Source organism: Paramagnetospirillum kuznetsovii (assembly GCF_003284725.1).
GTDB lineage: Bacteria > Pseudomonadota > Alphaproteobacteria > Rhodospirillales > Magnetospirillaceae > Phaeospirillum > Phaeospirillum kuznetsovii.
On record NZ_PGTO01000007.1, the window covers coordinates 107,929 to 120,331 of the forward strand.

Sequence of the window (12,403 nt, forward strand, 5' to 3'; positions counted from 1 at the left end):
CGTCTTAGCTGTGAAGTCTCAGGAGGTGACGAGAAAAATGAAGGATGCAATCCCTTCACCCGACTTCCCTGGGATATGTGTGAGATGATTGATTTTTATTGGGTTTGGAAATAGCGTCCAAACCAATCTGTCGGGAACATTGGCCGGGGGCTTATGACGTGAATTCAGAACCGCCCCGCCTCACTCGCATCGCCGTGCTTGGCTGCGGGAATTGGGGGCAAAATTTAGTGCGCAACTATAGCCAGTTGGGTGCACTGGCTGCGGTTCATGATCCAGATGCCATCGTGGCTGGGGCGATATCCGCCCAGTTCCACGTTCCGGCCGTCACCTTGGAAGACATCCTGGCAGATGCCTCCATCGACGGTATCGTCGTGGCGGCGCCGGCAGAACGGCATGCTGCTTTGGCGGACAGGAGTCTGAGAGCGGGAAAGCACGTCTTCGTAGAGAAGCCACTAGCGCTGAACGTGCCGCAGGCCGAGGATCTGTGCCGATTGGCGGCCGAATTGGGCAGAGTCCTTATGGTGGGGCATCTGCTCCAATATCACCCGGCTTTTCAAAAATTGCTTGCTCTTTGCCGGAACGGAACCATCGGGCGGCTGCAATATGTCTATTCCAACCGCCTTAATTTCGGTCGGATCCGAACCGAAGAAAATATCCTGTGGAGCTTTGCGCCCCACGATATTTCCATGATTCTAGCGCTATTGGGTGATCAGGTCGAGACAGTGACAGCCATCGGCCACAATCATTTTCATCGCAACCTGGCCGACGTCACCACCACCCACCTGACGTTCTCAAGCGGTCCAGCAGCCCATATCCATGTGTCTTGGCTTCACCCGTTCAAGGAACAGCGTCTGGTGGTGATCGGCGACGCCGGAATGCTAGTCTTCGACGATCAGCAGGATTGGGAGCAAAAACTCAAGATTTATCCCCATCGCGTAACTCTGAAAGACGGCATTCCCTACCCTAAAAAGGGTGATGTCAGGGCGATTCCGGTCGATGCCGCTGAACCACTAGCCCTTGAGTGTCAGCATTTTCTTGATACAATATCCGCTGGTGGGGTTGCACTCACCGATGGAGCGGAGGGATTGGCCGTATTGCGCGTTCTCGATGCAGCGCAGCGGGCCATGGAAACCCGTCGGCCGGTGGTCATGGCCGCCACGCCTTATTTTGCTCACGAGACGGCGGAGATCGACGCGCCGGCCGAGATCGGCGAAGGGACGCGCATTTGGCATTTCAGTCATGTGCTGAAGAATTCGGTCATCGGCCAAAACTGCAATATCGGTCAGAACGTGGTCATCGGTCCCGATGTTCGCATCGGAAATCGTTGCAAGATTCAGAACAATGTCAGCGTCTATCCTGGCGTGACGCTTGAAGATGGGGTTTTTTGCGGCCCTTCCATGGTTTTTACCAACGTCCACAATCCCAGGGCCGAGATTGAACGCAAGTCGGAATATCGTCCGACCTTGGTGAAGCGTGGCGCAACCATCGGCGCCAATGCGACCGTCGTCTGCGGTCATGAGATCGGGCGCTATGCCTTCGTCGGGGCTGGGGCGGTGGTGACCCACGACGTGCCCGATCATGCCGTCGTGGCCGGAAATCCGGCTCGGGTCATCGGACATGTCTGCGCCTGTGGCGTTCGGCTTCCGGACGGCGATTGGGCCGATGCCGTCTGTTCGGCGTGCGGCGATGGTTATGCCCGCCGCGATGGTGTTCTCGTTCGAACAAGTGCCAAGGAGGCATAAGGGGAATGGCCGTTCCGCTGTTGGACCTGAAAGCCCAGTTTGTAGGCATAGAGGCAGAGGTCCGTTTGGCCATGGACCGCGTCTTGGCCAGTCAGCATTTCATCATGGGGCCTGAAGTCGAAGGGCTGGAGCGGGAGGTCGCCGCCTATTGCGGTGTTCGTTACGGCATCGGCGTTTCGAGTGGGACCGATGCCCTATTGGCGGGTCTCATGGCGTTGGGTATTGGTCCTGGCGACGAGGTGGTCACCACGCCCTACTCATTTTTCGCGACTGCCGGGGCCATCGTCCGTCTGGGAGCCCGGCCGGTCTTTGTCGATATCGAGCCAATTACCTACAATATTGATCCGGCGGCGATCGAGGCGGCGATCACGCCCGCGACCAAGGCGATCCTGCCGGTGCATTTATTTGGGCAATGCGCCGATATGGAGGCTATTTCGGCTATCGCTTTGCGTCACGGTCTGCCGGTCATCGAGGATGCAGCCCAGGCCATCGGGTCGGAGGACACCGGCGGCCGTCGAGCGGGGGCACTGGGGTTGATGGCTTGCTTTTCATTTTTCCCATCGAAGAATCTGGGATGCTTCGGCGATGGCGGTATGGTGGTCACCGATGACGAGGCCCTCGCCGACCGTCTGCGGGTGCTTCGGGTGCATGGTTCGAAGCCGAAATATCATCACGCGGTGATCGGCGGCAATTTCCGGCTCGACGCCCTGCAAGCCGCCGTTCTGCGGGTCAAATTGGTCCGTCTGGATGGCTGGACCGAAGCGCGGCAGCGCAATGCCAAGTTCTATGACCAAGCCTTCGCCCACCTCTGCCCAGATCATCTGACCGTGCCTGCCATCCGTCAGCGGCGCCATATTTTCAATCAGTACGTCATTCGCACCGGTCGGCGCGATGCCCTGATGGAGCATCTCCGCAGTCTGGGGATCGGATGCGAGGTGTATTATCCGGGACCGCTGCATCTCCAGCCCTGTTTCGCCGATCTCGGCTATCGCCCAGGCAGCATGCCTCACGCCGAAGCCGCAGCGGGCCAGACCTTGGCGCTGCCCATATACCCGGAAATGACCTCACAGCAATTGGCCGAAGTGGCGGGGGCCGTCACCGATTTTTTTCAGGCATAAGGCGAACTCATGTGCGGGATCGCCGGTGTCATCGACAAAAGACTGGCCGACGCTCCCCAACAATTGACCGCTTCCGCGGAAGCAATGGCGGCCGCGCTGGCCCATAGAGGGCCCGACGGCCAAGGATGTTGGATCGACGGGCCAGCTGGGGTCGCCTTGGCCCATCGGCGATTGGCGGTTGTTGATCTTTCCCCCGCAGCTGCCCAGCCAATGGAATCGGCCGATCGCCGCTTCGTCATCGCTTATAATGGTGAAATCTACAACGCGCAGGAACTACGGCGGGAATTGATCTCCCTTGGGGTGGTATTCCGGACTTATTCCGATACCGAGATCTTGCTGGAGGCTTGTTGCCAGTGGGGGCCGCGAAAGGCGCTGTCCAGGCTGGCCGGCATGTTCGCCTTTGCCCTGTGGGATCAGCGGGAGCGGGTTTTGGTCCTTGCCCGCGACCGCATGGGTATCAAGCCGCTTTACTGGCAGCAGGAATCGGGACGACTGATCTTCGGCTCCGAACTGAAAGCGCTACGGGCGTGCCCGAATTGGTCGGCCGAGATTGATCGAGACGCCTTTGCCGCGCTGTTTGCCCGGCTTTACATTCCGGCTCCCCTGTCCATCTATCGCGGCGTCAGTAAGCTTGCTCCCGGCACGATGCTGACATGGCGCTTAGGTGACGAGCCGTTGCTCGAGACCTATTGGAGTCTTGCCGACTCGGCCATGGACGGACGCCTGAATTCCCTGCCGGAAGATGACAGGGTCGTGGCGGAGGCCATGGAGGCAGCCCTGAGTGACATCATGCGAGGCCATCTGATTTCAGATGTGCCAATGGGAGCCCTTCTATCGGGCGGAATCGACTCCTCCACCATTGTCGCATTGATGGCGGAATTCGGCGCCGACCGACCGCACACCTTCTCGATCGGCTATGATGATCCTGATTTCGATGAAAGCGACCATGCCGCGGCGGTCGCCCATCACCTTGGAACGGTTCATCATCAACTGCGGGTGAATGCGTCCGATGCGCTACGGGTTATCCCCCGTTTGGCCGAGATCTATGATGAGCCATTTGCCGACGGCTCCCAAGTTCCGACCCTGCTGGTGTCAGAGATGGCGCGGCGAGAGGTGGCGGTGGTGCTGTCGGGCGATGGCGGTGACGAGTTGTTTGGTGGCTACGACCGATATTGGGAGCGGTCCGCCCAATGGAACCGCGTCAAGGCGCTGCCAGTGCAGGGGGGGCTTGCTGCCTTGCTCGGTCTTCTTCCCTTGAACATCGTGACGGGACCATTGCGACGGCTGGGTTTGCTGGCCGACGCCCGCCAAAGTCTTCCGGTGATCCGTCATTTGCTGCGTCTGCCGGTGATTGATCCGTTCTACGGCAGTAGCCAGTTCGTCTGGGCGAAGCCACCGGTAAGCTACCCGTTCTCACAAAACCATCCACAAACGTGGCCGCAGTTGAACCCCGCTATCGTTCCAGATGCCCTGGACCGCATGCAATATGCGGACACCATGACAGTTTTGCCCGATGACCTTTTGGTCAAAGTCGATCGAGCCAGCATGTCGGTAGGGCTGGAAGCCCGAGTGCCGTTGTTGGATCATCGTCTGGTGGAGCTGGCTTGCCGGATTCCGGCCTCCATGCGGCGGCGGGGCAATGCCGCCAAATGGCCGTTGCGACTGGTTCTGGACAAGCGGGTTCCTGCCGCTTTGTTCGACCGGCGGAAAATGGGATTCCACATGCCCATGACCCACTGGATGAAGGGGCCGTTACGGCCTTGGGCGGAAGAATTGCTGGCGCCGCACCGCTTGGCATCGAGCGGTTTGTTCGACGTTCCCGCCGTGCGGGCCGAATGGCTGGCATTTCAATCCGGTGGCGCCGACCGGACCTACGACGCCATCTGGGGCGTGCTGATGGCTCAGGCTTGGCTCGAGCGATGGACGGGCGGTTGATATGCGTCTATTGGCCGTCGGCAATGGTAAGAGTGTTCATGTCATCGGCAGAGTCGAAGCCATGGGTCGGCGGGGTCATGCGGTGCGGCTTTTGACCGAGATACCGGGGGAGAAAGCGAACCAGCTCACTCCGCCCCCAAGGGCGAAGGCGCCACAGATACTGCGATACCTTTGGCGCATGTTGCGGACACAGCCGGCCGACGCGGTTCATGTGCATTATGCCGCCGGCTATGGTGCGTGGCTGGCCGGAGCTTGCGGCAGGGCCCCCCTGGTCGTCAGCGTCATGGGCGGCGATATTCTGGCCGACGAGCAAATGGGGCAGAACGTTCTCGAACGGTGGCTGACTCGCTCCTTGCTCCGACGGGCCGATCTCGTGACCTCCAAATCGGCAGAATTGACCAACCATCTGACGCGAATTGGGGTGGCGCCCCAGCGTATCTTGCCGCTGGTCTGGGGGGTGGACGAAACGCTGTTTCGGCGGCGCGACGCCACGGCATTGCGGACTCGGATGGGCCTGGCGCCGACGGCCCGTGTCGTGCTGAGTCCTCGGGCGCTACGTCCGTTCTACAACATCCATGTGATCGTGGACGCCTTTGCGGCAATGGCGACGGCGAGTCCCGACGCGGTTCTGGTGATTACGGAATACCAAGCCGATGCCGACTATCGGGAGATGCTGCGTCGAAGGATCGAGAGCGCCGGCCTGGCGGATCGGGTGCATTTCGTCGGTAAGGTCGAAATCGACGAAATGGCGGACTACTACAGCTTGGCTGAGATGGTGGTTTCGATACCAGCTTCCGACGGGATTCCGCAGTCCCTGCTGGAAGCACTCGCCTGTGGGGTGCCGGTGATCCTCTCGGATTTGCAGTGCTATCACGAATGGGTGGCTGATGGTGTCTCCGCTCTGATGATCGCCATCGAGACCGCCGACCTGGCCGCTGCCATGGCGCGCTTGTTGGAGGATGGGCGGTTGCGGACAGGTCTTGCCGCCGCTGGACTCGAGGTGATCGCCAAGGGCGGGGGCCTGGAAGCCAATCTCGATCGCCTTGACGCGGCCTTGAGCCGCCTTCCTCGGGGAATGGGCCGTTCGCCATCGCTGGCGGTCCTGGTGGGGGTGATGATCCTTATGATGGCTCGCGCCCTTGCGGCACGGTTGCCGTTCTTGCGCCAATAATTATAGTGACGACGTGAATATCGCCCTGCTCTCATTCTCTGCCATCCCAGACGATGCACGTGTGCGTCGCCATGGCGACGCTTTGATGGCCGCCGGTCACGATGTTATTGCCATCGGTCTGCCGGGGGGGCGGGCGATGGCGCCCTCCTGGGCTCTGAAGGAGATTGCCCCAATTGCTCCGGAAGGCGCGCTCCGGCCGCTGTTGCGGGCTTGGCGAATTGGTCGCATGGCCTTATGCCGGATGGTTCCAGGTCTGGCCGATGCCATCTATTGGGGACAGGCGCAGCACCGAGCCATGTATGACGCGGCCAGTGTCTTAGATGCCGATGTCTTCGTCGCCAATGATTGGCTGACTCTGCCCATCGCGTCGCGGCTCGCCGCCGAGCGCGGCAAACCCTATCTTTACGACAGTCACGAATATGCCGTGGAGGAGGGGGCTGATCGCCGCCTGTGGCGCCTGCTCGTCTCCCCTTATGTCCGAGCCATGGAGGCCCGCCACATCCATGGTGCGGCGGTAGTGATGACGGTGGCGGATGGAATAGCTCGGTTGATGCGTCGTGATCATGGATTGCTGGTCGATCCGGTCGTGGTCCGCAATGTGGTGCCGAGCAATCTCCAGCCCTTCCGCCCTTGCGGCGCGGTCATCGATGTCTTGTACCAAGGCTTGCTGAGAGCCGATCGCGGACTGGACACACTGATTCGAAGCGTTCCGGCGTGGCGGCCGGAATTCCGCTTGCGCATACGTGGGCCGGGAGAGCCCGCAGTGGTCGAGCGGTTGAAAATCCAAGCCATGGCCGCCGCACCGGACCGAATCGTTTTCGATCCGCCGGTGAGCCCCTTGGATATGATTGCTGCTGCCAATCGGTCCGATCTCGGTATTCATCCAATTCCGCCCACCTCCAACCAGACGCGATATTGTCTGCCGAATAAATTCTTTGAATACGCCATGGCGGGATTAGCCCTGTGCGTCAGCGATTCTGTCGAGATGAGCGCTCTGATGCGGCTCCATGGATTGGGCGAGGTGATCACCGCCGATACCACGGAAGCCATCGCACGCGCCGTCAATTCCTTTGATCGCGACCGGATCGACGCTTGCAAGCGCAATGCTATTGAAGCAGCGCGGCAATTGTCGTGGGAGCGGGAAAGCGTCAAGCTGGTAATGGCATTCGAGCAACTGCGGACGGGGTATTAGAGCCCATGTGCGGCATCTGGGCATCGGTGGCCATTGAAGTCGGGCGTTCAGTCATCAATGCGGTCGCCCATCGCGGCCCCGACGGCGAGGGTTGGGAAACCCATGTCACCCCATCGGGCACTCTGGCGCTGGGCCATCGGCGGCTCGCCATCATCGATTCCAGTGCCGGGGGGGACCAACCCATGGCCTCGGCGAATTCCAGCCATGTGATCGTTTATAATGGCGAGATCTACAATCATGTAGAGCTAAGGGTTGAGCTGGAGGCCAAAGGTCATCGCTTTCGTTCCCGTTCTGATACCGAAGTTTTACTGGCGGCCTGGTCCGAGTGGGGAGAGGCTTGTCTGGACCGGTTTAACGGCATGTTCGCCTTCGTTTTATGGGACAAGGGCCATAATCGGTTGTTCGCGGCCCGCGACCGTTTCGGAGTCAAGCCGCTGTATGTCTGGTCGCCGCCAAGTGGTGGTGTGGCCTTCGCCTCGGAGATCAAGCAATTCGCGGCAGTAAATGGCTTTCGGGCCTCACTGGAGATCGGAGCCGCCTACGACTTTCTGGCTTGGGGCGTCTTCGATCATTCCGCCCAGACTCTGTTTAAGGGCGTGCGCCAATTGCGCGGCGGTGAATGCGCCGTCGTCCGTCTGGATTGTGGCCCCCCCGAACCAGTGGTGCGTCGATGGTATTCCATGCCGTCGGCCGGCAGTCTTCGCTTATCGGCGGCGGAGGCGGTGGATCGGTTCCGTGTCCTGATGGACGATTCGGTAAGGCTTCGCCTTAGGTCCGACGTGCCGGTGGGGGCCTGTCTGTCGGGCGGTCTTGATTCAAGCGCCATCGTCTGCCTTGCCGCGCGGCAGATGTCACGGCCCATGGTTACAGTAAGCGCCTGCTACGCCGACAACAGGATCGACGAGCGTCCTTTCATGGATGAGGTCAATGCTGCGATTTCCTCCCGTCCGGTGCAGATTTTTCCCGATGGGAGAGAGCTTCCCGACTTGCTGGAACGCCTCGTCCATCACCAGGACGGCCCCTTCGGCAGCACAAGTGTTTTCGCTCAATGGCAGGTGTTCGAGGCGGCTCGGCGCACAGGCGTTCCGGTTATGCTGGACGGCCAGGGAGCCGATGAACAATTGGCGGGCTATCACCCGGCCTTTACCGCGCACCATGCCGGGTTGCTGCGCCGGGGGCGTCTCACGACCTTGGTCGCAGAGTTGGCCGCGCAACGTCGTCGTCACGGAACCTCGGTCTATTGGCAGGCGGCGGTGCTTGCTCGCGCCTTGCTGCCTGAAGGCGGGCGCCAGATCCTGCGCAGGATTCGAGGGATTGGGCGGCCAAGTTGGCTTGAAGCTGAGTTTTGCGGTGGCCATCATGTGCCGCTTCCCGCCACCGCCACGCTTGAACGGCTGATCGAAAGCCAAATGCTGGAAACCAGCCTTCCCATGCTTCTGCACTATGAGGATCGCAACAGCATGGCGCATGGAGTGGAATCGCGGCTTCCCTTTTTGGACTACAGGTTGGTGGAATTGGTGGTTGGCTTGGGGGCCCAGCATAAGATTGTCGGCGGCGAGACCAAGTGGCTACTGCGAAGGGCCATGGAGCCGGTATTGCCAACAGCCATAACCCACCGCCAGGACAAGATCGGTTTTGCCACGCCAGAGAAGAATTGGTTGGCGGGCCCCGCCCGCGCCATGGTCGATCAGTTTCTGGAAGAGGCTATTCAGCGTTTTCCCGGTGTATTCGTGTCCCAACCGTTGCGCCGGTACGCCAACGACGTCCTGGGCGGCGGCAAAACCTTTGACTTCACCTTGTGGCGCATCCTTAGCTTCGCTGCCTGGGGTCGAGTTTTCGGAGTTCAAGCATGACGACGGTTGTCACCGTTCTGCCCCTGCCGCTGGAAAAGGATTCCCGCTCGATCAAGATTGCGGCCTCGCTGGCAAGGCTGGGTTTTGACTCGGTAGCACTTGAGAGCTTGCCCAGTTCTCGGCCGGACCTGCTGCCGGTGCCGGTGACGGCGCTCGGCGGGGCCAAGCCGCGAGCGGCGGCGGCGGCATCCACCCAGTCGGGCGGTGGTCCGCTGGCTCGTCTGCGTGGAAGGATGCCCCGCTTTGTCGTCGAGCGTCTGCATCTGTTGGCGATGGCGGTTGGATATTTCGTATTGCGGCCGATCCAGGGATTGCTGCGCGCTCCGCGGGGCGATCTTTATTACCTGCATGAATACCGTCTGTTTCCGATGGTTCGTCTGCTACAAATTCTAAGGCCTGCCGCGATCATCTATGACGCCCATGATTTTTATCCGGAAGTTTGGCGCAAAGGCGAATTGTCGCGCTTTTGGCGCTCCACCTTCTTGCCGTTCTTGTCGGCCTGGGAAGGCTGGGTGGCGCGGCGTGCCGACGCAGTGGTGATGGTGGGTGACGGGGTCTCCCGGCTGTTCGAGCAGGCCTATGGCGTCAAGCCCCATGTGCTTCGCAATTGCCATGATTGCCGTTTGGAACGCCAACCGGCCACGAATCTACGTGAGGCTTCGGGCATTCGGCCGGACGATTTGCTGCTGGTCAGTGTCGGCAATCGCAAGCCCGGTATGGCGGTGGAGCAGGCCATCGAGGCATTGTCCCGGTTGCCGACACATGTCCACCTTGCTTTTGTTGGCCGATTTCATGATGACGCGGCGGTCATTGCTCAGCGCTTTGGCGTCGCAGCGCGTGTTCACGCGCTTGGCGCGGTAGCGCCCGAAGAGGTCGTTCCTTACATTCGTTCTGCCGACGCCGCCCTCATTCTTTATTGGCCTGAAACCGGCAATTACGAGAACATTCTACCCAACGGCTTTTTTCAGAGCATTTCGGCGCATCTGCCGCTGCTATGGCCGACGTTGCCGGATTTAGTCGGGATAGTGGGCGAACGTGACGTGGGAAGGAAAATTGATCCAACCGACCCAGCTTCCGTAGCCGCGGCTGTTCAATGGCTAATCGACAACCCGGAAGCGACCGGCTATGCACGCGAGTGTGTGCGTAAGCTGGCCCAAGAGGTCTGCTGGGAGCGCGAAGAGGAAAAGCTGGGCGTGTTGGTGGCGCGGGTTCTGGAAAAGGTGTCGGTATGAAAGTTCCATTCGCAGATCTGGGCCTGCAATATCGAACAATTAAGTCTGAAATCGATGCTGCCATGGCTCGGGTGGTCGAGACTTCGGCCTTTATCGGCGGCGCGCCGGTGGCCGAATTCGAGAGCGCCTTTGCCTCTTTTCTGGGTATTGGTCATTGCATTGGCTGCGGCAATGGTACGGACGCCATTGAAATCGCCCTGAGGGCGTTGGGGATCGGACCCGGCGACGAGGTGATCACGGCCGCCAATTCTTTTATTGCCAGTTCCGAGGCGATCACCAATGCCGGGGCGAAGGTGGTTTTCGTCGATTGCGATCCGGTTACCTATTGCCTGGATTTGAGTAAACTGCGCAACGCCATCACGCCACGCGTCAAGGCCATCATTCCGGTTCATCTCTACGGCCGTCCGGCGGAAATGCCGACTATAATGGACATGGCGCGTGCCCATGGGGTGAAGGTCGTAGAGGATTGCGCCCAGGCCCATGGGGCCAAACTGGATGGCCGCATGGTGGGGACATTCGGCGATGTCGGGTGTTTCAGCTTCTATCCGGGAAAGAATCTGGGCGCCTACGGCGATGCCGGGGCAATGGTCACCTCGGATCCGTCCTTGGCGGCCAAGATGCGGATGTGGGCGAATCACGGCCGTATGTCCAAATATGATCACCAGTTCGAAGGCGTCAACAGCCGCCTCGACGGTCTACAGGCGGCCGTATTGACAGTGAAGTTGGGCCATCTTGACGCCTGGACCCAAGGTCGTCGTCGTGCCGCGGCTGACTATGCCCAAGGCCTGGATGGCAGTGGGCTGGAACTGCCGAGCGATCCGCCTGGAGGGCGCCATGTGCACCACCTCTACGTGGTTCGGGTCAAGGACCGTGAGCGAGTGCAGGTCGCGTTGGGTGAGGCTGGAATTTCCTCGGGAGTTCATTATCCGGTGGCATTGCCCAACTTGACCGCTTACCAGAAATTGGGTCATCGTCCCAAGGATTTCCCGGTGGCGTCCCGCTACCAGGATGAGGTGCTGAGTCTGCCCATGTTTCCGGAAATAACCGCCGAACAAATCGCTTGGGTCTGCGAGCGGCTGCGTGCCGTGCTCTAGAGGACATGCCATGACCATCCGTTTCGCTCTGGTCGGTTGCGGCTCCATTGCCGCCAAGCATGTGGAGGCTATCGCCCGAATTGACGGCGCATCCATTGTCGCCGTCTGCGATGTCCAATCCGGTGCCGCCCGCAAAATGGGTGAAACATTGGGTGTGCCCTGGTTCACCTCTGCCACCGCCATGGCGGATGCGGTGGCGTTCGACGTCTTTACTGTTTTGACGCCGTCGGGCGATCACGCTGCGCAGGTATTTGACTTGGCACGATTCGGCCGCCACTTCGTGGTGGAAAAACCGATGGCCCTGCGCATTGACGACGCGGATCGTATGATTGCGGCGTGCGATCAGTCCGGAGGGAAGATTTTCGTCGTCAAGCAGAACCGCTATAACCCGCCCATCGTAGCGCTGCGCGATGCCATGGTCGCCGGACGATTGGGCAAAGTGGTGATGGGAACCGTGCGCGTGCGCTGGGCACGCCATCAGGCCTATTACGACCAGCGCCCCTGGCGCGGCACGTGGGCTCAGGACGGCGGTGTGCTGACCAACCAAGCGGCGCATCACATCGACATGTTGATCTGGTTGATGGGCGACGTAGAGAGTGTGTCGGCCATGACGGCAACGCGTCTCGCCAATATCGAGGCAGAAGATACCGGCGTCGCCATTCTCCGTTTTGCCTCGGGTGCTTTGGGAGTGATCGAGGCCACGACCGGAGCGCGACCCACGGACCTGGAAGGGTCGCTCAGCTTGATGGGCGAGAAGGGGGCGGTCGAGATCGGCGGCTTCTTCATGAACCAACTGAAGACTTGGAACTTCGTTGAGCCCACCGCCGAAGACAGCCGAGCGTTTGATCGTTTCGGAGACACGCCGAAGATTCCCGCCTGGAACTTGGAACAATATCTGCGCGGCGTCATCTCCTCGCTCAAGGAAGGTCGTGCAGGTTTGGTGGATGGTCTTGAAGGTCGCCGATCACTGGAACTAATTAGCGCGATCTATGAATCTGCAGAGACCGGCAGGACCATTCCGTTACGATTCCGGCCCCAAAGCTGTCGTTTGGGAGGCGTTTGATTG

General features: G+C 60.2%; 9 protein-coding genes. All 9 read left to right on the forward strand.

Going from position 1 to position 12,403, the window contains the following annotated elements:
* The first annotated feature begins 194 nt into the window (after positions 1 to 194).
* The 9 genes from CU669_RS22035 to CU669_RS11190 are packed head-to-tail and all read left to right on the forward strand — an operon-like array spanning position 195 to position 12,400.
* Entirely contained in the window at positions 195 to 1,742 is a 1,548-nt protein-coding gene (locus CU669_RS22035; RefSeq protein WP_275667814.1) for a Gfo/Idh/MocA family oxidoreductase, read from the forward strand.
* A gap of 5 nt (positions 1,743 to 1,747) precedes the next feature.
* Entirely contained in the window at positions 1,748 to 2,860 is a 1,113-nt protein-coding gene (locus CU669_RS11155; protein ID WP_112144647.1) for a DegT/DnrJ/EryC1/StrS family aminotransferase, read from the forward strand.
* 9 nt (positions 2,861 to 2,869) lie between these two features.
* Positions 2,870 to 4,795, forward strand: coding sequence for an asparagine synthase (glutamine-hydrolyzing) (gene asnB, locus CU669_RS11160; RefSeq protein WP_112144649.1), 1,926 nt, complete (start codon positions 2,870 to 2,872; stop codon positions 4,793 to 4,795).
* Between the two features lies 1 nt (position 4,796).
* Complete coding sequence (locus CU669_RS11165; protein ID WP_112144651.1) at positions 4,797 to 5,966, forward strand: glycosyltransferase; 1,170 nt, start codon at positions 4,797 to 4,799, stop codon at positions 5,964 to 5,966.
* Positions 5,967 to 5,979: 13 nt separating this feature from the next.
* A complete protein-coding gene (locus tag CU669_RS11170) occupies positions 5,980 to 7,158 on the forward strand; it encodes a glycosyltransferase (protein WP_146747724.1) in 1,179 nt (392 codons plus the stop codon).
* A gap of 5 nt (positions 7,159 to 7,163) precedes the next feature.
* Positions 7,164 to 9,011: an asparagine synthase (glutamine-hydrolyzing) gene (gene asnB, locus CU669_RS11175; protein ID WP_112144655.1), complete on the forward strand. Its 1,848-nt coding sequence runs from the start codon at positions 7,164 to 7,166 to the stop codon at positions 9,009 to 9,011.
* Positions 9,008 to 10,243 carry a glycosyltransferase family 4 protein gene (locus CU669_RS11180; RefSeq protein ID WP_112144656.1) on the forward strand — a complete coding sequence of 412 codons (1,236 nt, stop codon included), beginning with the start codon at positions 9,008 to 9,010 and terminating at the stop codon, positions 10,241 to 10,243. Before asnB (CU669_RS11175) ends, CU669_RS11180 begins: the two co-directional genes overlap by 4 nt.
* Positions 10,240 to 11,337 carry a DegT/DnrJ/EryC1/StrS family aminotransferase gene (locus tag CU669_RS11185; RefSeq protein WP_112144658.1) on the forward strand — a complete coding sequence of 366 codons (1,098 nt, stop codon included), beginning with the start codon at positions 10,240 to 10,242 and terminating at the stop codon, positions 11,335 to 11,337. Before CU669_RS11180 ends, CU669_RS11185 begins: the two co-directional genes overlap by 4 nt.
* A 10-nt stretch (positions 11,338 to 11,347) precedes the next feature.
* The gene (locus tag CU669_RS11190; protein ID WP_112144660.1) at positions 11,348 to 12,400 is read left to right on the forward strand and encodes a Gfo/Idh/MocA family protein; all 1,053 of its coding nucleotides are present in this window, start codon (positions 11,348 to 11,350) and stop codon (positions 12,398 to 12,400) included.
* Positions 12,401 to 12,403 lie beyond the last annotated feature (3 nt).

Coding starts and splice junctions, on each gene's coding strand:
- CU669_RS11185 (WP_112144658.1), top strand. CDS start 10,240: ATGAAAGTTCCATTCGCAGATCTGGGCCTGCAATATCGAACAATTAAG.
- CU669_RS11165 (WP_112144651.1), top strand. CDS start 4,797: ATGCGTCTATTGGCCGTCGGCAATGGTAAGAGTGTTCATGTCATCGGC.
- asnB (WP_112144649.1), top strand. CDS start 2,870: ATGTGCGGGATCGCCGGTGTCATCGACAAAAGACTGGCCGACGCTCCC.
- CU669_RS11190 (WP_112144660.1), top strand. CDS start 11,348: ATGACCATCCGTTTCGCTCTGGTCGGTTGCGGCTCCATTGCCGCCAAG.
- CU669_RS11155 (WP_112144647.1), top strand. CDS start 1,748: ATGGCCGTTCCGCTGTTGGACCTGAAAGCCCAGTTTGTAGGCATAGAG.
- asnB (WP_112144655.1), top strand. CDS start 7,164: ATGTGCGGCATCTGGGCATCGGTGGCCATTGAAGTCGGGCGTTCAGTC.
- CU669_RS11180 (WP_112144656.1), top strand. CDS start 9,008: ATGACGACGGTTGTCACCGTTCTGCCCCTGCCGCTGGAAAAGGATTCC.